The organism is Candidatus Flexicrinis affinis (assembly GCA_016716525.1).
GTDB lineage: Bacteria > Chloroflexota > Anaerolineae > Aggregatilineales > Phototrophicaceae > Flexicrinis > Flexicrinis affinis.
The window spans coordinates 1,603,920-1,625,174 of sequence record JADJWE010000001.1; the positions used below are offsets into that span (position 1 = coordinate 1,603,920).

General features: G+C 62.0%; 19 protein-coding genes and 1 riboswitch. Of the genes, 4 read left to right on the forward strand and 15 right to left on the reverse strand.

Going from position 1 to position 21,255, the window contains the following annotated elements; genetic code table 11:
* Positions 1-57: 57 nt before the first annotated feature.
* Entirely contained in the window at positions 58-1,701 is a 1,644-nt protein-coding gene (locus tag IPM16_06905; protein MBK9122837.1) for a hypothetical protein, read from the reverse strand.
* Positions 1,702-1,705: 4 nt separating this feature from the next.
* Complete coding sequence (locus tag IPM16_06910) at positions 1,706-4,822, reverse strand: hypothetical protein (protein ID MBK9122838.1); 3,117 nt, start codon at positions 4,820-4,822, stop codon at positions 1,706-1,708.
* 143 nt (positions 4,823-4,965) lie between these two features.
* Between IPM16_06910 and IPM16_06915 the strand changes: the two genes are divergently transcribed.
* Together IPM16_06915 and IPM16_06920 are read left to right on the forward strand one after the other, a co-directional pair.
* Positions 4,966-5,466 carry an NUDIX hydrolase gene (locus tag IPM16_06915; GenBank protein ID MBK9122839.1) on the forward strand — a complete coding sequence of 167 codons (501 nt, stop codon included), beginning with the start codon at positions 4,966-4,968 and terminating at the stop codon, positions 5,464-5,466.
* On the forward strand, positions 5,456-7,075 hold the full coding sequence (locus IPM16_06920; protein MBK9122840.1) for a serine hydrolase: 1,620 nt from the start codon (positions 5,456-5,458) through the stop codon (positions 7,073-7,075). The genes IPM16_06915 and IPM16_06920 overlap by 11 nt, the downstream gene beginning before the upstream one ends.
* A 4-nt stretch (positions 7,076-7,079) precedes the next feature.
* On the opposite strand, the gene IPM16_06925 is transcribed toward IPM16_06920, so the two are convergent.
* Positions 7,080-7,499 (reverse strand): ATP-binding protein, encoded by a 420-nt coding sequence (locus IPM16_06925; protein ID MBK9122841.1) that lies wholly within the window; start codon positions 7,497-7,499, stop codon positions 7,080-7,082.
* A 23-nt stretch (positions 7,500-7,522) separates the two neighbouring features.
* Positions 7,523-7,855, reverse strand: a complete 333-nt coding sequence (locus IPM16_06930; GenBank protein ID MBK9122842.1) for an STAS domain-containing protein — start codon at positions 7,853-7,855, stop codon at positions 7,523-7,525.
* Positions 7,856-7,970: 115 nt separating this feature from the next.
* On the opposite strand from IPM16_06930, the gene IPM16_06935 reads away from it, so the two are divergent.
* Positions 7,971-8,246 carry a hypothetical protein gene (locus tag IPM16_06935; protein ID MBK9122843.1) on the forward strand — a complete coding sequence of 92 codons (276 nt, stop codon included), beginning with the start codon at positions 7,971-7,973 and terminating at the stop codon, positions 8,244-8,246.
* 16 nt (positions 8,247-8,262) lie between these two features.
* Here IPM16_06935 and IPM16_06940 read toward each other — a convergent pair whose 3' ends face one another.
* From IPM16_06940 to IPM16_06985, 10 genes are all read right to left on the reverse strand, one after another.
* On the reverse strand, positions 8,263-9,318 hold the full coding sequence (locus IPM16_06940; GenBank protein ID MBK9122844.1) for an Mrp/NBP35 family ATP-binding protein: 1,056 nt from the start codon (positions 9,316-9,318) through the stop codon (positions 8,263-8,265).
* 2 nt (positions 9,319-9,320) lie between these two features.
* Positions 9,321-9,767 (reverse strand): hypothetical protein, encoded by a 447-nt coding sequence (locus IPM16_06945; protein ID MBK9122845.1) that lies wholly within the window; start codon positions 9,765-9,767, stop codon positions 9,321-9,323.
* Complete coding sequence (locus tag IPM16_06950; GenBank protein ID MBK9122846.1) at positions 9,764-10,615, reverse strand: deoxyribodipyrimidine photo-lyase; 852 nt, start codon at positions 10,613-10,615, stop codon at positions 9,764-9,766. The genes IPM16_06945 and IPM16_06950 overlap by 4 nt, the downstream gene beginning before the upstream one ends.
* A gap of 20 nt (positions 10,616-10,635) precedes the next feature.
* Positions 10,636-11,898 (reverse strand): glycosyltransferase family 1 protein, encoded by a 1,263-nt coding sequence (locus IPM16_06955; protein ID MBK9122847.1) that lies wholly within the window; start codon positions 11,896-11,898, stop codon positions 10,636-10,638.
* A gap of 77 nt (positions 11,899-11,975) precedes the next feature.
* Positions 11,976-12,842 (reverse strand): 4Fe-4S binding protein, encoded by an 867-nt coding sequence (locus IPM16_06960; GenBank protein MBK9122848.1) that lies wholly within the window; start codon positions 12,840-12,842, stop codon positions 11,976-11,978.
* Positions 12,843-12,853: 11 nt separating this feature from the next.
* Positions 12,854-14,722, reverse strand: a complete 1,869-nt coding sequence (locus tag IPM16_06965) for an NADH-quinone oxidoreductase subunit D (GenBank protein MBK9122849.1) — start codon at positions 14,720-14,722, stop codon at positions 12,854-12,856.
* 23 nt (positions 14,723-14,745) lie between these two features.
* Positions 14,746-15,585 carry an NADH-quinone oxidoreductase subunit NuoB gene (nuoB, locus tag IPM16_06970; GenBank protein MBK9122850.1) on the reverse strand — a complete coding sequence of 280 codons (840 nt, stop codon included), beginning with the start codon at positions 15,583-15,585 and terminating at the stop codon, positions 14,746-14,748.
* A complete protein-coding gene (gene iscX, locus IPM16_06975; GenBank protein MBK9122851.1) occupies positions 15,582-15,785 on the reverse strand; it encodes a Fe-S cluster assembly protein IscX in 204 nt (67 codons plus the stop codon). Before iscX ends, nuoB begins: the two co-directional genes overlap by 4 nt.
* Positions 15,786-15,828: 43 nt before the next feature.
* Positions 15,829-17,334, reverse strand: a complete 1,506-nt coding sequence (locus IPM16_06980; protein ID MBK9122852.1) for an aldehyde dehydrogenase family protein — start codon at positions 17,332-17,334, stop codon at positions 15,829-15,831.
* Between the two features lie 73 nt (positions 17,335-17,407).
* Complete coding sequence (locus IPM16_06985; GenBank protein ID MBK9122853.1) at positions 17,408-18,364, reverse strand: homoserine kinase; 957 nt, start codon at positions 18,362-18,364, stop codon at positions 17,408-17,410.
* Between the two features lie 73 nt (positions 18,365-18,437).
* Here IPM16_06985 and IPM16_06990 point away from each other — a divergent pair, with 73 nt between their 5' ends.
* On the forward strand, positions 18,438-19,730 hold the full coding sequence (locus tag IPM16_06990) for a threonine synthase (GenBank protein MBK9122854.1): 1,293 nt from the start codon (positions 18,438-18,440) through the stop codon (positions 19,728-19,730).
* Between the two features lie 8 nt (positions 19,731-19,738).
* Here the strand turns inward: IPM16_06990 and IPM16_06995 are convergent, their stop codons facing one another.
* Entirely contained in the window at positions 19,739-20,980 is a 1,242-nt protein-coding gene (locus IPM16_06995) for an aminotransferase class I/II-fold pyridoxal phosphate-dependent enzyme (GenBank protein ID MBK9122855.1), read from the reverse strand.
* A gap of 150 nt (positions 20,981-21,130) precedes the next feature.
* Positions 21,131-21,242: riboswitch (SAM riboswitch) on the reverse strand.
* Positions 21,243-21,255 lie beyond the last annotated feature (13 nt).

Consider the following 21,255-nt stretch of genomic DNA (forward strand, 5'->3'; position numbering starts at 1 on the left):
CAGCGGCATACGCGCTGTCGACTGTCGAAATGCGCCGCCTAACCGCCGATCACGCGACTATTCAATCCCGATCCGGATCGCACACGCCGTGGCGGGCTTCTCCGCGTCTTGTTCGTTAACGACGACACGCAGCCAATACAGACCAGGCTCCAACTCGGTCGGTTCGATGACGCCCAAGACCGACAGTACCGCTGGTACGCTGTACTGATCCGCGATCACCGGTATGCCGGCCGTGTCTGCGCGCATTTCGATCACGTAGGACCGGATCCGCGGCGAGAACGCAGTGCCAATAACCCGGAACGTTTCGGTGAACGACGTGTTAGGAACTGGCGCCGCAATCGTCACCATCATCGGAATCTCACAGCCTACGATGCCGGGAGCCAACAAGTCCTCAAGCCCGGCAGAATCGTAGGTAGCAGGCTTAACTGCAAGGACGTCGCCTGCGGTCAGGTCCTCTGCTGCCTCGGCGCAGCTTGCGATCAGCGTGTACGCGACTTCGTCGTCGCTAACGCCATCTGCGATCGCGTCGAGCACGTCAGGCGCATACGGTACGAAAACGTGATCAGGCGGCAGCACGCACCGCCCATCGTCGTCGAACTGCCCCAACACAAACGGTGTCTCGGTAGCTGTTGGCACAAGCGTTTCGGTCGGCGTGGCGGTCGGAGTCGGCGTGCTGGTCGCCGTTTGCGTCGCAGTCGGCGTGCGAGACGCCGTTGGCGAGGGCGTTGAAGTCGCCGTGGGTTCGTCCGTGGCCGTAGGCTCTTCCGTCGCGGTGGGCTCATCGGTCGCCGTCGGCTCGTCTGTCGCCGTTGCTCTCGGGGTTGCCGTCGACGTAGATGTCGCGCTGGATGTTGCTGTCGACGTGGAAGTCGGCTCAGGCGTACGCGAAGCCGTCGCTGTCGCGGTAGACGTCGGCCTCGGCGTATTGGTCGGCGTTGCGCTGGATGTCTGCGTCGGTTCGACGGTGGGTTCTTCGGTCTCCGTCGGTACATTGGTCACCGTCGGCGTTATCGACGGCGTGCGTGTTGCGGTTGGGATCTCGGTATGTGTTGCCGTGGCAGCTGCGGTCAGGATACGTGTGGGCGCATCGGTTGGATCGGACGTGGCCGTGGCGCTGGGTTCGCGCGTCGCCGTCGGTTCGTCTGTGGCAGTCGGCTCGTCGGTTGCAGCAGTGGTCCGGCTTGGGGACGGCGTCGCGGTGAACGTGGCGCTCGGCTCGTCAGTCGCCGTCTGTGTCGATGTGGGACGGTCTGTGGCGGTCACTACGACGCGCTGCTCGGTCGCCTGAGCTTCGGTCGCGGTGATACTTGGCGTGCGTGTTGGGCTTGGCGCGCTGGTTGCCGTTTCGGTTGCCGGCGCTGGTTCCGTCTCGCTTGGTTCCGGCGTAAACGTCAAAGTCGCCGCAGCAGTCACTTCCGCTGGGGTTTCCGTCGCAGCTTCAACACTTGCGCTCGGCTCGGGCGAAGTCAACGTGGCGGGCGAAACTTGGGTCACTTGCACCGCGGTGATCGTCGCTCCAGCGGTTGGGCTGACGCTCGGGAGGGGCGTACCGTCAGTCGATACGGCCGCAATCGCCGTAGGTTCGTCCGCCGAACTGCCCGGGCTAACGACCGACAGGATCACGCCGAACACGACCGCGAGCGCGATCACGCCGACGGCAACGATTGCGATCAGGACTTCGTCGCCAAAATCTCGCTGCATCGACTTAGTTCCTCGCCTGCGGCATGAACTCTAAGCGAATATTGAACCGGGTTGGGCCGCCGACCGAGGACTCGACGTCGATCGTTCCGCCGTGCGCCTCGATGATCTGCTTGGCGATCGCAAGGCCGATGCCGGTATCGCCTAAGCCGGGGAGCAGCGGATTCTCACCCTGATAGCGCCGTCCAAACACACGTGGCAGGTCCTCAGGCGCGATTCCCGCGCCCGCATCGGTCACCGCGAGATGCACCCACCGCCGCCCTGCCTGCCGCTCGAGGTCGATCGTGATCTCGACAACGCTGCTCTCGGGAGCAGCAAGATAGGCATTGGTCAGCAGTTGCAGCACGACCTGCTTAATCGCTTCACTATCCGCGCTGACGATTGCCTCGTCGACTGCAAGGTCGAGGTTTACCTCGATTCCCTTTTCGCGCAGTGGGACCGACACCTCGCTGATTGCGTCTTCAACGATCCCAACAAGGTCGACGTGCTCGCGCTCAAGCGAGAAACTTCCCGAGTCGAGCGCGGCCATGCGGATCAGGTCTTCGATCATGTTCGACAGGCGGGTGACATTGGACGCCACGCGCTGAAGGAAACGTCGCTGCATATCGCCCAGAATGCCGACCGATTCTCGCAGCATCAGATCGATATAGCCGCGCATGGACGTAATCGGCGTCCGCAAGTCCTGCACGAGGCCCATCACGGACTCGGTTTCCAGCGCAGGTTTGCCGCCGTCGCCCGGTGCAGGCCGCGATCGCAGTGTGGCCAGCTCGCCTTCGAGGTCTGCAATGCGAGCCGTCGCCCGGTTCAACTCGATGGTGATGGGATCGGCCGCGCCTTCTTGTGTCGTCTTGCCGCTCGTAGCAAGCAGCTGCGTGTAACGCTGCTGCAGTTGCTTGAGCTGCGCTTCAAGCAGAGTGACGCGCTCCACCACCCGCTCGCGGAACTTGCGCACGGCCTCGAATCGCTCGACCAGTTCATCACGCTGACGCTTGTACGCGTCGCGCTGTCGAACGACCGTTTCACGATCGGCCAGCACGTTCTGGACTTCTCGTTCGAGGCGCTTGATCGAATTGTCGCTTTCGCGAAGCTGCGCGAGACGCTGCGCGAGACGTATGCGGTCCTGCGCAATCGTGTCTTTCTCGGCCGTCACGGTCGTCACACGGGCCATGAGCGACGTGCGCTCGGCGTACAGCTCGCTGATGAGCTGCGCAATGCCTGACGGGCTGGCGTCCAGCCCGAACGATTCGAGCTGCTTGGCGAGCGACTCGAACCGGCTCTTGAGTTGGTTGCGCTCTTCAACAAGGCGCTGAACGTCTGCGTCCATCTCGGACACGACTTGCTCCGCCACTGCCGGGCTCGACTGGGATGCCGCCGAAAGATCGTCAAGCTGGGCTTGAAGCCGCTCGCGCTGAGCCGCCAGATTGTCGCGCTCCTCGCGCAGCGAGTCGATCAGTTGGCGCAGCGCGGTCTCGTCACCGTGTTCGCCTGCCCCGCTCAGGGCGCTCTCCATCTGGCGCAACCGCTCGGCCAACTGGTCGCGCTCGTCACGGAGTGCGGCGCGCTCTTGTCCAATCGATTGAATACGCTGCGAAATGCTCAGGTCTGTGTCGCTGTCACTCAACGACATCGCAAGCCGGTCGCGTTCGATAGCAAGGCGCTCTTCTAGCCGCTTGACTTGCGTCGATAGCGCGTCGATGTCGAGGCGCGATTTCTGCAGCTCGGCAAGCGCCGATTGCCGCGCGGCGTACACCTGATCGTCGCTCACTTGCGAGAGCGGCACGCCTTGTGCCATGGCCTGAATGGCGCGCTCCTCAGCGAGAAGGCGCTGCTCCTCGGCCATGTCGCTCAACGCCAGCAGACCGGCAGCGATGACCCCGAGGCCTTTGAGCGCCTCGGACTCCGACTCACTTAGCTCGCGGTCGGCAAACGGGAAACCGACCATCAGCACGCCTTCCAGCTCGCCTTCGCGTGTCAGAGGCTGGAAGTACGCCGGCCCGCTGGTCTGATCCAGGCCGAGTCGCGTATAAAGGTCGTCGAGTTCGGCTTGGTTTCGGTCAGGGAACAGTGGTCGCTGCTGCAGCCGCTCGATCGCATTCTTGAGCGTGGGCTGTGCTGCTAGGCTTACCGCCAGCCCGGACTCCGACTTCTTACGCGCGCGATCCGTCACTATCACAAGGTCGGCGTAGTTAGCGTCTTGGACGCGAATGAGCGCGCCGATGTCCGCCCGCAGCATCTCGAGCGCAGCGCGCACTACTTGGCCCGGAATAGCTGACGGGTGCGTGTCTTCGATCATCAACCCGAGCGCGCGCAGAAGTTGCGTTGACTCGCGTTCACCGGCGGTTGGCGCGCGGACAACAACCGGCGGCGGCTGTCTCTCAGACACGCTCATCTGAGACGAGGCGCGCTGAACCTGATCCTCCAGGCCGCGCATCTGTTCCAGCACGCCCGACAGCAGCGCCCGATAGGAGATCACAGCGATCACCGACATCGCGCCGATGAACGCCAGCCGAAGCGCGCCGATCGATCCTTCATCGCTGCCGAGGCTGTACTGGAGGATGCCAATGATCGCGCCGGCAATCAGCAGGCTGTAGAGGACGAGTTTTAGGGGGCCGTCTGCCGACCGTCCGCCCTGCACGAGCACACCGGCGACGAACACTCCGCTCGCGGCTGCAGGGAGTAGACCCCAAATCAGCGCCGCGACTGTGGACCCACCGGACAGCCCGTCGGTAATCGCCCCGCCGGTGGTCAAGTAGAAGACCAGCGTCACAACCGCAATCGCTAACGACCCGCGGCGAAGGTTGACTTCCAGCGGCGAATCTGCCGCAGGGCTGAGGGCCAACCCGACAGCAGTGATGATCCATACCTGAACCGTACGCTCGAGCGCCTGAAGGCTATTGAGGTGGAACTCCTCGCCGCGCAGTAAAGCGAACACCACGGCTAACAGAATCAACATCCACGCACCGAAACTGAATGTTAGCCCCGCTGCAAGCCGCGATGCCGACTGCGTGTTTCGACGCACAGCCTGCCCGACCGTCATCAGCAAGCACGCCATCAGCACGACGACGATCAGCACGAAGTAGACAAGATCGCCGGGCGGACGAACGAACACTGTCAGGAAGTTCATGTGGGCTTACACCATCCGGTTGCGCACCGCGTGAGTCCTCCGGCAGTATACCCCACCTTTCGCGTGGCTGTCACTCACCGCGTTCGGGTTGCGTCGGTTGAGCGCACTGGTCGGTTGAGGTCTCGTCAGGCATAATGCGCGCCATGACTGACCCAACCCGTCCCCGCCGCATCGCCAGCTTGCTGCGCCGTGCGCCGTGGATCATCGGCGTTCTCTATCCGTTCTATCAACTGACGCGCCCGCGAGTGACGATGGGTGTGGTGGGTGTCCTACTGGATGACGTTGGACGCGTTCTGCTCGCCGAACATGTATATCACCCCCGCCTGCCGTGGGGATTGCCGGGAGGCGCCATCAACCGCGGCGAAGATCCGGCAGCAGCCCTCCAGCGCGAGATGCGCGAAGAGCTTGGGATTGAGGTCACAGTAGGCGTGCCGCTGCTGGTCGAACGCACATACCTCGGCCATGTCGATCTTGCCTTTCTGTGTCACGGCCACGTCGAGCCATCCGTCTCGAGTCCCGAAATTCTGGACTTCAGTTGGTACCGGCGCGGCGACGTTCCGCCAATAACGAACTTCCAGCGACGTGCGCTCGACCGTGCGTACAAGTACTTCGACTCGACTGTGGGAGTCGCGTATGACCTATAGCAAACGTCCGAACGGCCGGCGCCGCTCCCGTATTCCCGTCCTGCGCATCCTTTCGTTGTCCATGCTCATCGCCGGTATTGCGCTGTTTGGGGTCGAGTTGTACGGTTTCAGCCAGCGTGAAAGCCTGCTGGCCGACGACGTCACGGTCGGCGGTGTTCCAGTCGGTGGCCTCACGGTCAACGAGGCGTTTTCACGCTGGGAACAGGTGTTCAATCAACCGGTCGTGCTGCTGTACGGCGACGCTCCGCCGATCCTGCTCGACCCCAGCACGATCGATTTCCGGCTTAACAGCAATACGATGCGCGCCAACGCGCAGGCTTCGACTGGAGATTTCTGGCCCCGATTCATCGGGTACCTGACAGGCACACAAGTTGAACGGCAGGGCGCATCCGTGCCGCTGCTCGCCGACTATCAGGAGGGGCTTCTGCGCAGCGTGCTCGAGGATATCGCGCGCCGGTACGATCGCGCCCCGGGCCGCCCAGGCTACGACATCGGCACGCTGACCGTATTCGCCGGTACGCCCGGGTCGCAGCTCGATATCGAGTCCGCAATCGACGCGATCGATGCCGCCTTGCGCAGCCCAGTGGAACGCGTCGTTGAGCTGCCGATAGGTACCAGCACCGCAAACCGCCCGAACCTTCAGCTGCTCCGTCAGTTGATTATCGACTACCTAGACACGCAGGGATTCATCTACGACAGCCCGACCAGTATTGCCAGTATTTTCATCCTCGATCTGCAGACCGGGGAAGAAGTCAACATCTTGGGTGATGTCGCATATTCTGCCGCCAGCACGATGAAGCTTCCGATACTCATCGACTTCTACCGGTCGATCGACGCGCCGCCCTCGCAAGAGGAGGCGTTCATCATGGCAAACTCGCTGCTGTGCAGCCGGAATTCATCGTCAAACCTGCTTATGCGGCTGATCGGACAGAACGACATCCTCGCGGGTGTCCGCAGTGTAACGAACACGGCGCAGTTCTTAGGCGCGAACAACACGTACATCAGCGCCCCGTTCGTCGAAGGCGTCGCTGGTGAGCAGTTCGGCAGCACGACGGCCCCGCGGACCGAACCGAACCCGAGCTTCAACACGGACCCCGATCCGTTCAATCAAACCACGCCCGAGGACTTAGGCACGCTGCTTGGGCTGGTGTACGACTGCGCGAACTACAATTCAGGCCTCGTGTCCGCTTACCCCGGCGGTGAATTCACCCAGATCGAGTGCCGACAGATGCTGGAGCTGATGAGCGGCAACGACATCCAGCGCTTGATTCAGGCGGGACTGCCGCCCGGAACGCGCGTGTCGCACAAGAACGGATGGCTGACCGAGACGGTCGGCGATGCAGGGGTCGTATTCCCGCCCAACGGGCGCGATTACATATTCGCGATGTTCATCTGGGAAGATACGGGGTTCCAGAACTACGAACGTCTGTGGCCGCTTCTCGAAGGCGTCAGCCGCGCGACATGGAACTACTTCAGCCCGGAAGAGCCGGTGCTCACCACCCGAACCGACATCCCGGTGACCGCTCAGGACTGCGAAGGCAACTACCTTCCGCCGTCGCCCGAGCTTACGAACTTGGACGACATCGACGCGTGGCGCCTGCGACCGTAGAGCGTTAACTCAACCGCTTCTCCATCCGGAAATGATTGCGTCCATCGGAGCTGGAATACTCGACTCGATCCATAAACCGGCGTACGAACTGGATTCCCCAACCCCCTTCCGTGCGCTCAAACAGAGGCGTCGAGGGATCGGGTTCCGGCCGAGCGAGTGGATTGAACAGCGGGGCATCGTCGATCACCTCGATGATGAACGTCTCTTCGTGCGTGAAACACCAGATTTCGACCTTTCCGGTGCGCTCGACGTTCTCGTAGCCGTGTTCGACGATGTTGGTGCAAATCTCTTCGACCGAGAGCTGGCAGCGGTAGACACCCTCGTCGTCCATGCCGTGACGCGCCGCTACACGCGCAACGAACCCGCAGGCTTCATGTACCTGATCCATGAGTGCTGGTATGGTGATCCAGCCGTGCTCGTCCAACGCGTTTCCCCTAGCAGTGCACTCTAAAAGCTCTCGACTGCATCAACCGACGTCTCGAAGATCAAGAAGATTGTATCGAGGCCAGCCATTTCCATGACTTCGCGCACGCGTCGCGTCGGTTGCGAAAGCCGGAGATCGCCACCAATCCGCTTGACCTTTTTAAGCGCGTTTACGAGTTCTCTAAGGCCGGCGCTGCTCATATAGTCGACGCCAGCGAGATCAAGCACAAGATGCGCCACGTTGCCAGAAATCTGTTCGGACAGGGCTTGGCCGAGCTTCGCAGCCGACATACTGTCGATTCGTCCGCGCGCGACCAACACCATCACACCGCCCTGATCGGAACTGTAGATTTCCATTCAACGCCCCGTGATCTATCTCTAAGTCCGGGGGTAAAGACTCACTGCGTCCTCACCCCCAGTCCTTATAATACAAGCTACTGCGGAGAAAAGCTTGAGGATTCATCCCCTTCCGATGAACGACACACTGCTCATCATCACCGGATTCATGACATTTCTGCTGTTTCTCGTGCAACGCAGTGAACGCAAGGCGCGCCGCCTCGTCCTGTTTCTCGCTGCCGCGGTCTTCGTCGCCATCCATCAGGTCGTACTCAGCCGGGGCGACGCTTCCGCTGCTTGGCAGGGGCTCGCGATCGCCGTCGTACTCAACGTTGTCTTCTGGTTCTTGATCGGACGCTACAACCCGCCCGGTTCAAGCGACGACATTCAAGTCCTCGGCATGGACGACTGACGCTCGGCGCTCACACTTAGCCGATGATATTCAGCGGGATCACGTCCAACTGCTGCATCAAGGTTACGCTGACTCGCGCCGCCACCTGCCGTGCGATCTGCAAGAACGCCTGCCCCGCCGGGCTATCAGGCTCCGAAACGACGACTGGCCGACCATAGTCCCCGCCTTGGCGCACGGTCGCCTGAAGCGGCACACGGCCGAGGAACGTCGTTTCGCGCTCTGCCGCAAGCCGTTCGCCGCCGCCCTCCCCGAAAAACTCGCCTGCCATATTCTCGATGATCCCCAGAATCGGCACGTTGAGCTGATCGAACATCGCCATGCTTCGCAGCGCATCGCCGACGGCGACTTCTTGAGGTTGCGTCACAATGACAGCACCGGTCACCGAAAACTGCTGGGCGAGGCTTAGCGGCGCGTCACCGGTACCGGGTGGCAGGTCGACGATCATGTAGTCAAGGCTCTCGCCCCAGTCGACGTCGCGGAAGAACTGCGAGATCGCGCTGTGCAGCATCGGCCCACGCATGATCATCGGCTTGTCCGGCGTGGTCAGGAAACCAGTGCTCATTACCTTGACCCCGTACACCTCGATCGGAATCATTTTCGTGCCGATGACCCGGGGCCGGCCCGAAGTCAGCCCGACCATCTGCGGAATGTTTGGATTGGTGATGTCGGCGTCGATGAGGCCGACGCTGGCTCCCGCCTCCGCCAGCGCCACGGCGATGTTGGTGGACACCGTGCTCTTTCCGACACCGCCCTTGCCGCTGCTCACGGCGACAATGCTGCGGATTCCGCCGACGTTCTGGCGACCCAACCGGCGGTCGGTCGGGACGAGCGAGTCCCACGCAATGTCGAGCTTTGCGATTCCCGGCACCTTCCCGATCACCGCCTCGTTACAGCGCGCCTGGAAGACGTGCTTGAGCGGGCATGCCGGCGTCGTCAGGACAATCGTGAACGCGGCAGTGTCCCCCTTGATTTCGAGATCGCGCACCATGTTTAGGCTGACAATATCACGGTGGAGTTCAGGCTCGATCACCGTGCTAAGCTGCTGCATCACAAGCTCTTGAGTCGTACTCATTGCTATTCTCCCTGGCTACCCAATACATCGTTCTTCACGGCGTTCCAGTAATACGTGAAACGCTTCAAATCCAACTTTCGCGCTGTCTTGACAAACGGCGTGCGCTCAACGACTTCCACCCGCAAGCGCCCGCCCGACGACTCCGCGATCTGTTCCGCGATCGCGGCGAGTCGCGGGCTGGGGCTTCGGCTCGTCAAGATGCGGGTCGCGCCGTGCCCGACCGCAAACGCGGCAACCTCGGCGGCGACTTCTCCACGCCGGATGATGACCGGAAGTTCAAGCAAGCATTCATACATAAAGACGATGCGCTTGAGGCTGATCTTCCATTCGCGGAGCAGCTCGTCGTCAAAGACGAATACCGCAGGGACACCGCTATCAGCCATCAGTGGCGGGCTGTTCGGGCTCAGATCGTCCCCGTGGACCCACACAATCGTTCGTTCGACGGTCATCGCCTGCCCCGCCCTCTGCCGCGCCCCGGCCCGCGCCGACCGTCGCCAAAAACCGCCGGATCGGCGTCAGGAAACAGCCGGCGTTGATGCCGTTCGTAGCTGCCTTCGAAGTCGCAGTTGCCGTACAGCGGGCACTCTTTGCAGTATTCGCCTTCGGTGAACTTCTCGAGATTCTCGCGGTTGAACACATAGGGCTTGGCACTGAACGTGCTCGCCACCCACTGCCATGACAGATTATTGCTGGCCGGGTCGCCATCGATCAAGTGCGATAGAAACCAGCGCGCGCCCGCCTGCCACTTCACGCGCCGCCAATGCACAACATACGCCGCAAACCACATACGCACGTGGTTATGCAGGTAGCCTGTCTCGACAAGCGTCCGCGCAAACGCGTCGATGCACGGGAGTCCGGTGTCGGCTTCGACGATGTCCTGCGGCATCTCGTCGGCGTAGCGCTCCGTGTGCCATCCGGTCTTGTACGGCTCGCGGTCATCCCAAATGCCGTCGCCAATGTCGTCATAGATCCGCTGCCAGTAGTCGCGCCATGCCAGTTCATTGACGAACTTCTCGGCATCCTCGGGCAGGCGCTCCTTGGCGACCGCGTAATCGCGCACCTCTGCAAGCGAAAGCACACCGTGCCGGATGTATGCAGACAGTCTCGACACTGGGCCGTGGACGTAATTGCGCGACGCTTCGTAGTCCTTGCCCTTGCCGAGCTTAGCGAGCTGCTCCTCAGCGGCCTTACGCCCGCCGCGCGTGCCGCTCACGTGATCGTCAACGGCGGCAGCCTCGGGGAACTCCTCACGCAGGTACGCAATCAGTTCGTCCCGGTCGGCAAATTCGCGTTTCATGTCTGCCATACTTGCCGCCCCTATTTAACACCCAATGCGTCGGCGAAACGCTCCACAGCGGCCACGCCGTTCGCGATGCCGTCTTCAGCGCGAATCAGCTCCCCGAGCCGAGAGGCGCGCTCTGCGAACGACGCTGTCCCGACGAGTTCCTTCAGCCGAAACGCCAGCGCCTCTCGAGTCAGCACCGGCTTGAGGATCGGCTCGGGGCCAGCACCAATCTCACGCACGCGACGGCCCCAGAACGGTTGATCCGCCATGTGAGGGACGCTCAGAGTCGGTTTTCCGGCGCGTAACCCTGCTGCCGTCGTGCCTGCGCCACCGTGATGTACGACCGCGCTCACGTGCTGCATGAGCCAGTTGTGCGGCGCGCGGTCGAGCACGTACATCGTTTCGGGAACCTGGATATTGTTCTCCACTGCCCAACGCGACATCACTACGGCCCGCACGCCGGCAAGCTCGACTCCCCCGCGGATCATTCCGAACAACCCAGCCGGATTGCGACTGCTCATGCTTCCGAATCCGATATAGACGGGGGCAGGATCGCCTTCGAGAAATGTGACAAGATCCGGCGGCGGTGTCCAGGCACTCGCTTCCTCCAGAAACCAGTAGCCGACCGTCGCGCTGAGCGCTGGGTAGTCGGCCGGATGCGGGACGACATGCCGGCTGAAGCCATTGACCACCGGAACGTCACTGAGCCGGCGAACAATGTCCAGCGCAGATGCGGCAGGCATCGACAGCCGCTCTCGCATGCCGGCAACCGGCTTCTGCACCATTCGTCCGATCATGCGCTGAGCGAACAAACCAAACCAGCGGTTCAATCGACTGTCGCGCTTGGTGATGGGGCTCAAGGACGCCGCAGCAGACCGTGTTGCGCGGTACGGTTGCAGGGCCGCTTCGATCAGGGGCAGGCCGTGCTTCTCGGCGATCACCTGCGCGAATGGGGTCGAAACGAAACCGGACACAAGCAGGTCGCAATCGCCGCCATACGCCTCAAGCGAACGGGTCATGTCGTCGCTGTGCTCCTGCAGCAGCTTGCGCATGACGCGAAGCTGGACCATCGGGTTGGTCCCGCGCTCCGACCACTCGACCGCGTCCTCGGTGCTCATCATCGAGTCCATGTCGAGGCCGGGATGCGCCTTGAATCCGTACGATTCGACCCACGGCACGAAGTTCGTCCCGCAGAAGATCACGACCTCGTGGCCGGCGTCACGCAATCCGAGCGCCAATGCCAGCGCCGGCTGCACGTCGCCACGGGTTCCAAAAGCGATCAGGTTGATCTTCATGGCATCCCCTAAAAAAACGGGCACCTGCTTCGACTTCTGCCGCAGGTGCCCGAGAATGCTTCGCTTCAGCGACCCGGCTAGTTGTCGCCGCCCTCTTGCTTGGCCTTCTTGCGGGCCAGCGCCGCTTCGCGCTTGGCGAGACGTTCCGCCTTCTTGCGCTCTTCCTCGGCCGCGTCCACGGCGGGTGGTGCCTCTGCCACGGCCTCGGCCGCTGGAGCAGCACCACTGGCAGCCTCCGAAGCGCCTGACGACGCTTCCGCCTGCGGCGCAGGAGCAGCGGCAGGTTGTGCCGCAGCAGCGGCAGCGGCCTTCGCGGCGGCTGCTTCCTTCTTCTTCCGTTCCTTGATGACGTCGGTGTGCTCCCACCCGCCGCGCGCTTCGGCTTCTTCCGCCGCGGTCGTCGGCGCAATCGACTTCCAGTAGCTGAACGGCTTCGACAGTTTCTCGTGGTCGTGGATGTGCACGGTCGTGCGATCGTAGCTCGCCATCTCGTAGTCGTGGTCCATCTTGATCGCGTCGAACGGGCAGAACTCCGCGCAAAAGCCGCAGTTCATGCAGATGTCGATGTCGATGAAGAACTCCTCAGGCTGCGGGACAGGCCGCCCGGTGTTCGGGTCGGTACCGCGCACGATCCAGATGCACTGCGGAGGGCATACTTTTGCGCAGATACCGCACGACGTGCACCAGTCCTCGCCGGGTGCGTCGGGATGGTCGGGGTCGTTCACGACGAGGAACGGCACGAACCGGAAGCGTTCCGGAACGGCGATCTTCTCGTCGGGGTACATAACGGTGAAAGCCCCCGTCGACTCCGGCCCCTGCCGTACTTGGAAGTTATCCGCGTTCTTGGCGTACTTCCGCAGGCCGTACTTGATGTCGTCGGTGTACGTCGCGAAAAAATGCTTGATCGTGACGCCGAGGCCCTTGAGAATTCCGAGTCCGTACATTCAGCGATCTCCTAGCGATCCGTTTCGCCCAGCACAATGTCGATGCTGCCCAATATCGTCACGACGTCTGCAATCTTCATTCCGTGTGACATCGGGCCGAGCGCGGTCAGATTGATGAAGCTTGGCGCGCGAACGTGGTAGCGCCACGGGTTCTGATTGCCCTTGTCGTCGCCATAGCTGACGACGTAGTAGCCCAGCTCGCCCTTCGGGTTCTCGACACGCCCGTACGCTTCGCCCGGTGGAACACGCGGGCTGTACTGCTGTGTAACGGCCACGATCGGCTCGCCCTTGGTCTGTTCAAGGCGCGGAAGGATCTGACGCAAGATGCGCAGCGACTCGTGCATCTCCAGCATACGTACCTTGTAGCGATCGAAGATGTCGCCGTTCTGGCCCACCGGGATGTCGAAGTCGAGTTCCGGATAGATGCTATACGGCTCGGCACGGCGAATATCGTACGGCACGCCGCTGCCGCGCATCAGCGGGCCTGCGGTGCTGTAGTTGATGGCATCTTCTGCCGTCAGGATACCGACACCGATACACCGCTCGCGAAGGATCTCGTTACCCGTCAGGTAGCGATCGTACTCGTCGAGGAAGCGCGGCAGGCGCTCGTTGATCATCTCGGTCAGGAACTGCATCGTGTCATAGTCGCGCACGCGGTCGTTGACGAGGTTCGCGACGCTCTTGATGCGCTCGGGGATGTCCTTGAACACGCCGCCGAAACGCATGTAATTGCACATCAGCCGCGAGCCTGCCGTCGCTTCGAAGAAGTCAAGGATCTTCTCGCGCTCGGCGTTTGCGTACAGCATCGGCGTGAAGAACGCGCCGAGGTCGTTCAACAGGAAGCCGATCGACCACAGATGGTTGACGATACGCGTCAACTCGGTCATCAATACACGGATGACTTCCGCACGGTAAGTCGGCGGGTTGTAGCGCGCACCGCGAGCAAGAAGCTGCTCCACAGCCAACGCATAGCCGAGGTTATTTCCCATGCTGCTGATGTAGTCGAGGCGATCGGTGAACGGCATGTTCATCAGGAACGTGTTGCGCTCGCCGATCTTCTCGTGGTTGCGGTGCAGATAGCCCATCACCGGCTCCAGCGTGTCGATCGTCTCGCCGTCGAGCGAGATAATCATGCGGAACACGCCGTGCGTGCTCGGGTGGTGCGGCCCCATGTTGACGACCAGCTTGTCCGTGCGAATGCCCGCTTCGATCGTCTGCATTTCGACGCCAACGCCGGACATCTTGTACAGCGACTCTTCTGACAGATCCGTCAGTTTCGCCAGATCGAAATCGGCGGGATACCGGACGTTTTTGCCGAATACGTTCTTCTCCTCCGAACGGTGGACCCATCCGGAAGGCCAGCGGCTGTCGAACGGCTTGCTTTCCTGCTCGTAGTAGGCTTCTTTCCAATCCTTGCGCATCGGGTAGCCGTCGAAGCCTTCCCATAGCAGGATGCGCTTGAGGTTGGGGTGCCCGTCGAAGTGAATTCCGTACAGGTCGTACGCCTCACGCTCTTGGAAGTCTGCTCCGCCCCAAACCCCAACAAGTGACGGCAGTTTGGCATTCTCGCGGTCGGTCTGCGCCTTGAAATTGAGCGCGGGGCCGCCGGAGATTCGGTAAGCGTGGTAAACCATCTCGAGGTGGTCGCCGTGGCCGAGGTAGTCGACCGCCGTAGCGCTCGACAAATAGTCGAAGCCCAGCTCGTCCTTGATCGTCTGCGCAACCTCGACCAGCTTGGCCGGGTCGACGATCACGCCTTGAAAGCCGGGGCGGGTATCGGCGCTAATTGCGCCGGGGTACTTTTCCAGCAGGAACGCAACTGCTTCATCGGTCGTGCCGGTCTTGAGGGTCTCTACGGGCTCTGCCGCATGGTCAACCATCGTGTCGCTCCCTATCGTGTGTCCTAGTTGGCCTTGGCAGCATCACGCGCACGCTTGCGAGCCAGAGCTGCAAGCCGACGCTTAAGGATCTCTTCCTTGCGCGGATCTTCATCCCCGTCAGACGCCGTGGCCGTTGCAGCGGCCTTCACCGCCTTGCTCGGGATCGCCTTCGCCTTCTTTACGACTGGCGGAAGCTCGCGCACATATGTCGGTTCGCCGCGGGCCGCAAGCTCGGCCTGGCGACGGATCAAGTCCATCTGGCGCGGGTCGATGATATCCGGTCCGAGAATGGGGATCGGAGCAGGCTCGCTCGGGCCGACGCCATACCACGGCACGTCGTCCAGGTTGGCCAGCGACTGGCCGTCGATCTTCTTCTGCAGCGCAATCAGGCCGTGCAGCAGCGCTTGTGGTGTCGGAGGGCAGCCCGGTACGTACACGTCGACCGGTAAATACTTGTCGATGCCGCTGACGACGTTATAGCCCTCTTTGAACGGGCCGCCGCCGGAAGCGCACGCGCCCATAGCCATGATGTACTTCGGCTCGGGCATCTGGTTGTACAGGCGCACGATCGGCACGATCATTTTCTTGGTCACCGTGCCGCTGACGATCATCAGGTCGGACTGCCGGGGCGTCGCGCGCATCACTTCCATGCCGAAGCGGCTGAAGTCGAACCGGGACGCCGCCGTACCGATCATTTCGATCGCGCAGCACGCCAGGCCAAACAGCATCGGCCACATCGAGGAACGCCGGCTCCAGTTATAGATTCGGCTCAAGCTCGTGACGGCTACGTTGCCCTGCATCTCTGCCGGCAGGGGGAACTCCGTATCGTGAACCTGCCTGAGGTCGAGTTCCTTACTGCTCATACACCGCTGCTCTCCTCATACCAATCCCGAAGGATCGCCTCCAACAGACCTTGATTGGCCATCGCAGGGTCGTCGGAAAAGTCCGGCAACGCGATGACCCATTGCTCAAGTTGCTCTATGCCAACACGCTCGAGATCCACGTCGGGATGCGCTTCCCTCAATGCAAGCGCAATTTCGTAGCTCGCGTCCCACGTCAACATCAGCCCTAGTTTAACCTACGTTTCGCACGATTTGCCAGAACACTCAACTTCCGTTCAAGTCGCCGGACAAAACGGCATCCGTATCGATCTGCGCGCGCTGAAGTCGTCCACTAAAGTCGACATAGACCGACTTCCATTCAGTGAAGCTGTCCAGCCCGGCCTGCCCTGCCTCGCGCATTCCGTTCCCTGTGCCACGCGTACCGCCGAACGGGAACTGAATCTCGGCTCCGGTCGTACCGTGGTTGATGTACACAATGCCAGTCGTTAGATCGCGGATCGCCTGAAACGCCTTGTTGACGTTCTCGGTGAAGATACTGCTCGACAGCCCGTACGCCGAGTCGTTGTTGACCCGCACCGCTTCTTCGAGCGACCCGACTTCGATCATCGAAAGCACCGGCCCGAAGATCTCTTCGCGCGCAATCCGCATCGTGGGCGTCACCCCGCCGAACAGCGTCGGCTGGAAGAAGTAACCCGGCCCCGCATCCACGTCGCGTCCGCCGCCAATGAGCAGCTGCGCGCCGTCTTGACGGGCGACGTCCATGTACGACGACACCTTCTCCAGCGCCTTCTGGTTGACCAGCGGCCCGACCGTGACGCCGTCCTTCAGGCCATCGCCGACAACCAGCGTCTTCGCCTTGGCGAGCAGCGCCTCGGCCAGCTTCGGCCGAATACCGGACTGCACGATCAACCGGCTGCACGCGGTGCAGCGCTGGCCGGTCGTCCCGTACGCGCTCCACGTGATCGCTTCTACCGCGAGATCGAGGTTGGCGTCGTCCAGCACGATGATGGCGTTCTTGCCGCCCATTTCCAGCGTGACCTTCTTGCCCAGCGCGGCGGCTTTGGAATATACGGCCAACCCGGTCGTCGTCGAGCCGGTGAACGACAGGATGCGCACGTCGGGATGTTCCGTGAGCGCCGCACCCGCATCGCCGTAACCAAGCACGAGATTGACGACACCAGCCGGAAACCCGGCGTCGATGAACGCTTGCACGAACATCGCCGAAGACGCTGGCGTATCCTCACTCGGCTTCCAAACGACCGTGTTGCCGGCGACGAGTGCGGGCAGCATCTTCCAGCTCGGCACTGCGACCGGGAAGTTCCACGGCGTGATTAGGCCAACGATTCCGACCGAATCGCGAAGAGCCATGCCGAACTTGTTTGGCATTTCGACGGGCGCTGTATAGCCCTTGAGCCGCCGCCCCTCGCCGCCCATGTAGTACGCCATGTCGATGGCTTCCTGCACGTCGCCGCGGGTCTCGGCCAATGTCTTACCCATCTCGCGAGTCATCAACCGCGCGAGGTCGTCCTTGCGTTCGGTGAGGATCAGCGCAAGCTTGAACAGTAGCTCTCCACGCCGTGGAGCCGGTGTCAACCGCCACGCTTGATAAGCGGACTTCGCGGCAGCAACCGCATCGGCGACATCTTCTGCCCCGCTCCGAACCACAGGCGCGATCAACTCCAGCGTCGCCGGGTTGGACGTCTCAAACGTCTGACCGGACCGGCCTTCTACCCAGCGACCACCAATGTAGTTCTTGACAAGGTTTGTCATAACGTCGGTGTCCTTTGTTTATGATCGGGGGCAATCTGAAATTTAGCCGCAGTATAGCGGATTGTTGTGAATTTCACAATTCGTTCTCGCGCCCGGCTGACAGGACGTGCGCGCCTCGTTGATGCACCGCCGCAACTCGCGCGTCGCAGGCCATCCCCACTTCGTCATACACCGCGATAAGCGCCGTGCGGACGCGCTCGGCCACCTCGCGATCATCGCACACCGCGGCAAGCGTCGGCCCCGCACCGCTGATGACCAGCCCGTAGGCGCCGGTGGCTTTCGCGGCCGCGCGGCACTCCTCCAATCGCGGCATCAGGTGCTTGCGAGCCGGTTCAACAACGATGTCGGCCTCCATCGCAGCCGCGAGCTGCTGAATGGTGCCGTTGTGCAGCGCGTCAACGACCCGCGCGGCGTACGCAGTTTGATGAATCATCGTCTTAAGAGGTACGGACTGGGGAAGGACTGCGCGTGCCTCTGCCGTCGGCACCGCAACGCTCGGCGTAACGATGGCAAACACGAGCGACGCTGGCACAGGCAACCCGAAAAGCGTGTCAGGCGTAGTACCAGCGATAAGCAGAATTCCGCCAAGTAGCGAAGGACCGACATTGTCGGCGTGGTACCCGCTTACGGCCGCCTCGCCCTCAAGGCATGCCGGAAGCAGCTGCCTGCGGGACAGTGGATCGCCCAGCAGGGCGTTGACAGCTACGGCTCCGGCCACAGCACTTGCCGCACTGCTTCCAAGTCCGCTCGCCAGCGGGAGCCCCTTGGTGATCGACAGCGAAACGCCCCGTTGCGTTCCGGTCATCTTGAGCACGGCAGCAGCAGCGATGCCTGCGGTGTTTCTGGTTGGCTCGAGGGGAAGCCGGCCGCCATCGCCCGAAATCGAGGCGATCGTGACGCCCGGCGTCTCGGACCATTCGGCCCGCACGATATCGCCGCCGGAATCGAGCGCCAAGCCGAGGATGTCGAACCCGACTCCGAGGTTCGCCATGCTGGCTGGGGCGAAGGCCTCTGCCCTAGAAATCAACATGAACGGTGCTATCCTTGGCGCCGGGTTAAGCGAGTCGCACGAGAGGTTGAACTTGGCGAGCATCTTACAGTGCATGGATTGTGAGCGACAATACCCAATCGACGCGGTCATCTACGTGTGCGACTCGTGCGGGGGACTGCTCGACGTCAGCCATGACCTCGGCGCGCTCAAGTCGACCGCGACTCGTGAGTTGTTCGACAGCCGGCTAGGCGCGCTCGACGCCCCGTACAACTCCGGTGTCTGGCGCTACAAGGATCTGATCTACCCCGACATCGACGACAGCTTGATCGTCAGCCGGCCCGAAGGCAACACGAACCTATACCGCCAGCCGAGCCTCGCCGCCTGGTGCGGCGTCGACACGCTGTATCTCAAGCACGAAGGCGAAAACCCGACCGGGTCGTTCAAGGACCGCGGCATGACCGGCGGCTTGACGCAAGCGCGCCGCTTGGGCATGAAGCGCGTCGCGTGCGCCAGCACCGGCAATACGTCAGCCTCGTTGGCGGCTTACGCGGCGTTTGCTGGCCTCGAAGGCATCGTGTTCTTCCAGAACAAGCAGGTGGCTGTCGGCAAGCTCGCGCAGGCCGTCGCGTATGGCGCGACCGGGGTGCGCATCGACGCCGACTTCGACAAGAACCTCGAGCTTGTACGCACCGTCTCAGAGGCGCTTGGTATTTACGTCCTCAACTCGGTCAACCCGTTCCGCCTCGAGGGCCAGAAGTCGATCATGTTCGAGGTGCTTCAGCAGTTGAAGTGGAACGTGCCGGACTGGATCGTCGTCCCCGGTGGAAACCTCGGCAACTCGTCGGCCTTCGGCAAAGGACTGTGGGAACTGCACCACCTTGGCCTGATCGACCGCCTGCCCCGCATCGCCATTATTCAGGCAGAGGGGGCGTCGCCGCTTTACGAGGCTTACCTCCGTGGCTTCGACCGCCTGATCCCGCAGAAAGCCGACACCATCGCTACGGCGATCAAGATCGGCAACCCGGTCAACTACGCAAAAGCCGTGCGTACGATCCACTGGACGAACGGGGTGGTCGAATCCGTCACCGACCAAGAGATCATGGACGCCAAGGCGCTGATCGACGCGTCGGGCATCGGCTGCGAACCTGCCTCGGGGTGTTCCCTTGCCGGGACCCGCAAGCTGGTCGAGGCGGGGATCATTCAACGCGGCGACACGGTCGTCGGCATCCTGACCGGTCATGTGTTGAAGGATCCGGAAGCGATCATCAACTATCACAGCGATCAGCTTCCGCACATTCGCCCGGCCTACCCCACCCGCCTATACGAAAGCGGGCCGTCCGTCGAAGAACTTTCGCGCATTCTGCTGCGCGAACCGGCCAATCCGCTTCAGCCTGTGCGCGAGTAGTCTCTGGCCTAGACCGAGCCTAACGCCTGTTCGAGATCGGCGAGCACGTCGTTGGCGTCTTCGATTCCCACGGCAAACCGCACCAGATTGTCCTTGATGCCAAGAGCCAGTCGTTCTTCGGTCGTCTTTTCGTAGAAGCTCATCAACGCAGGCTGCTCGATCAGGCTCTCCACACCGCCAAGGCTTGGCGCGATGAACGGGATCCGCAGCGCGTCGATGAAGCGTGACGTCGTCTTCAGGTCGCCGGCCACCTCGAAACTAATGACGCCGCCGTAGCCGGACATCTGCTCAACGGCAATCCGATAATCCGGGTGCGACTCCAGACCGGGATACCACACGCGTTCGATGCGCGGATGCTGCTCCAGGTAGCGTGCCACGGCGAGTGCGGTCTCGTTCTGCTGCCGCACCCGGATTCCAAGCGTCTTGATCCCGCGTTCCAACAGATACGCATTGTGCGGATCGACCACACCGCCGAGTACCCCGCGGCTGTCTCGCAGCGCCTTGATGCGATCCGCCCGCCCGCTTACGACACCGGCAAGAATGTCGTTGTGGCCGCTGAGGTACTTGGTCGCGCTGTGCACGACGAAATCGATCCCCCACTCGATCGGCCGCTGATTGACCGGCGTCGCAAACGTGCTGTCAATCAGCGACATCACGCGGTGACGCTTGCCGACCTCCGCGATCGCCTTCATGTCCGCGACGCGCAGGTACGGGTTCGTGGGCGATTCGCTGATGATGAACCGCGTGCGCCGTGGGATCACCGCAGCGTCCAGCGCGTCGTAGTCGCCACACTCCACCACCGTCGTCTCGATGCCGAGCCGGGCAAGGAACGTATTGCAGAACTGGCGAGTCCGGCGGTAGCAGTCGCTTGTCATGACGATATGCGACCCCGTCGGCAGCACGGTCAGCAGCAGCGATGTCACGGCCGACATGCCGGAGGCGAACAAAACCGAGTCTTCAGCGCCATCGAGGGCCGCGATGCGCCGTTCCACAGCGTGCACCGTCGGGTTGCCGTAACGCCCGTACTCCTCGCGCGCCTCGCCTTCGCCCCAGACCTTACTTTCCATGAAATCGATCAGGTCCTGGGTATCGCGAAAGGTGTACGTTGCCGTTTGGACAACCGGCGAATTAAGGCTGTGATGCGCCTTTTGCCTCGCCACCCCTGCATGCACCGCTCGGGTGCTCGCGCCGGGTCGGGTTTCGTCGTTCGTGTTGTCGTCTGCGATCTGTTCCAAGCTCACATCCACCATCGTCTACTCACCCTCGGACTCTCTGAATCAAAACGCCGGAACCTTATCGACGTAGGCTCCGGCGCGGATGGCAGATGCTTCTGAAAACAAAAACACCTCGCTCAGAAGGAAATGAACGAGGCTGGTTGGCGTAGGACGTTGCGCAACACAAGCTTATCTGTCAGAGCCGAAGCTCCGCCGGAGTTGGCACCTTCCCGTGTTCTGAGGCACGGGGGTTGCCGCGGTTTCACAGGGCCGATCCCTCCACCGCTCTGGATAAGGTACAGAGTTATGTG

Coding starts and splice junctions, on each gene's coding strand:
- IPM16_06965 (MBK9122849.1), bottom strand. CDS start 14,722: ATGGTTGACCATGCGGCAGAGCCCGTAGAGACCCTCAAGACCGGCACG.
- IPM16_06985 (MBK9122853.1), bottom strand. CDS start 18,364: ATGTTGATTTCTAGGGCAGAGGCCTTCGCCCCAGCCAGCATGGCGAAC.
- IPM16_06920 (MBK9122840.1), top strand. CDS start 5,456: ATGACCTATAGCAAACGTCCGAACGGCCGGCGCCGCTCCCGTATTCCC.
- IPM16_06950 (MBK9122846.1), bottom strand. CDS start 10,615: ATGAAACGCGAATTTGCCGACCGGGACGAACTGATTGCGTACCTGCGT.
- IPM16_06990 (MBK9122854.1), top strand. CDS start 18,438: ATGGATTGTGAGCGACAATACCCAATCGACGCGGTCATCTACGTGTGC.
- IPM16_06960 (MBK9122848.1), bottom strand. CDS start 12,842: ATGTACGGACTCGGAATTCTCAAGGGCCTCGGCGTCACGATCAAGCAT.
- IPM16_06915 (MBK9122839.1), top strand. CDS start 4,966: ATGACTGACCCAACCCGTCCCCGCCGCATCGCCAGCTTGCTGCGCCGT.
- IPM16_06980 (MBK9122852.1), bottom strand. CDS start 17,334: ATGACAAACCTTGTCAAGAACTACATTGGTGGTCGCTGGGTAGAAGGC.
- IPM16_06995 (MBK9122855.1), bottom strand. CDS start 20,980: ATGGTGGATGTGAGCTTGGAACAGATCGCAGACGACAACACGAACGAC.
- IPM16_06945 (MBK9122845.1), bottom strand. CDS start 9,767: ATGACCGTCGAACGAACGATTGTGTGGGTCCACGGGGACGATCTGAGC.
- IPM16_06955 (MBK9122847.1), bottom strand. CDS start 11,898: ATGAAGATCAACCTGATCGCTTTTGGAACCCGTGGCGACGTGCAGCCG.
- IPM16_06930 (MBK9122842.1), bottom strand. CDS start 7,855: ATGGAAATCTACAGTTCCGATCAGGGCGGTGTGATGGTGTTGGTCGCG.
- iscX (MBK9122851.1), bottom strand. CDS start 15,785: ATGTTGACGTGGGACGCGAGCTACGAAATTGCGCTTGCATTGAGGGAA.
- IPM16_06935 (MBK9122843.1), top strand. CDS start 7,971: ATGAACGACACACTGCTCATCATCACCGGATTCATGACATTTCTGCTG.
- IPM16_06905 (MBK9122837.1), bottom strand. CDS start 1,701: ATGCAGCGAGATTTTGGCGACGAAGTCCTGATCGCAATCGTTGCCGTC.
- IPM16_06940 (MBK9122844.1), bottom strand. CDS start 9,318: ATGAGTACGACTCAAGAGCTTGTGATGCAGCAGCTTAGCACGGTGATC.
- nuoB (MBK9122850.1), bottom strand. CDS start 15,585: ATGAGCAGTAAGGAACTCGACCTCAGGCAGGTTCACGATACGGAGTTC.
- IPM16_06910 (MBK9122838.1), bottom strand. CDS start 4,822: ATGAACTTCCTGACAGTGTTCGTTCGTCCGCCCGGCGATCTTGTCTAC.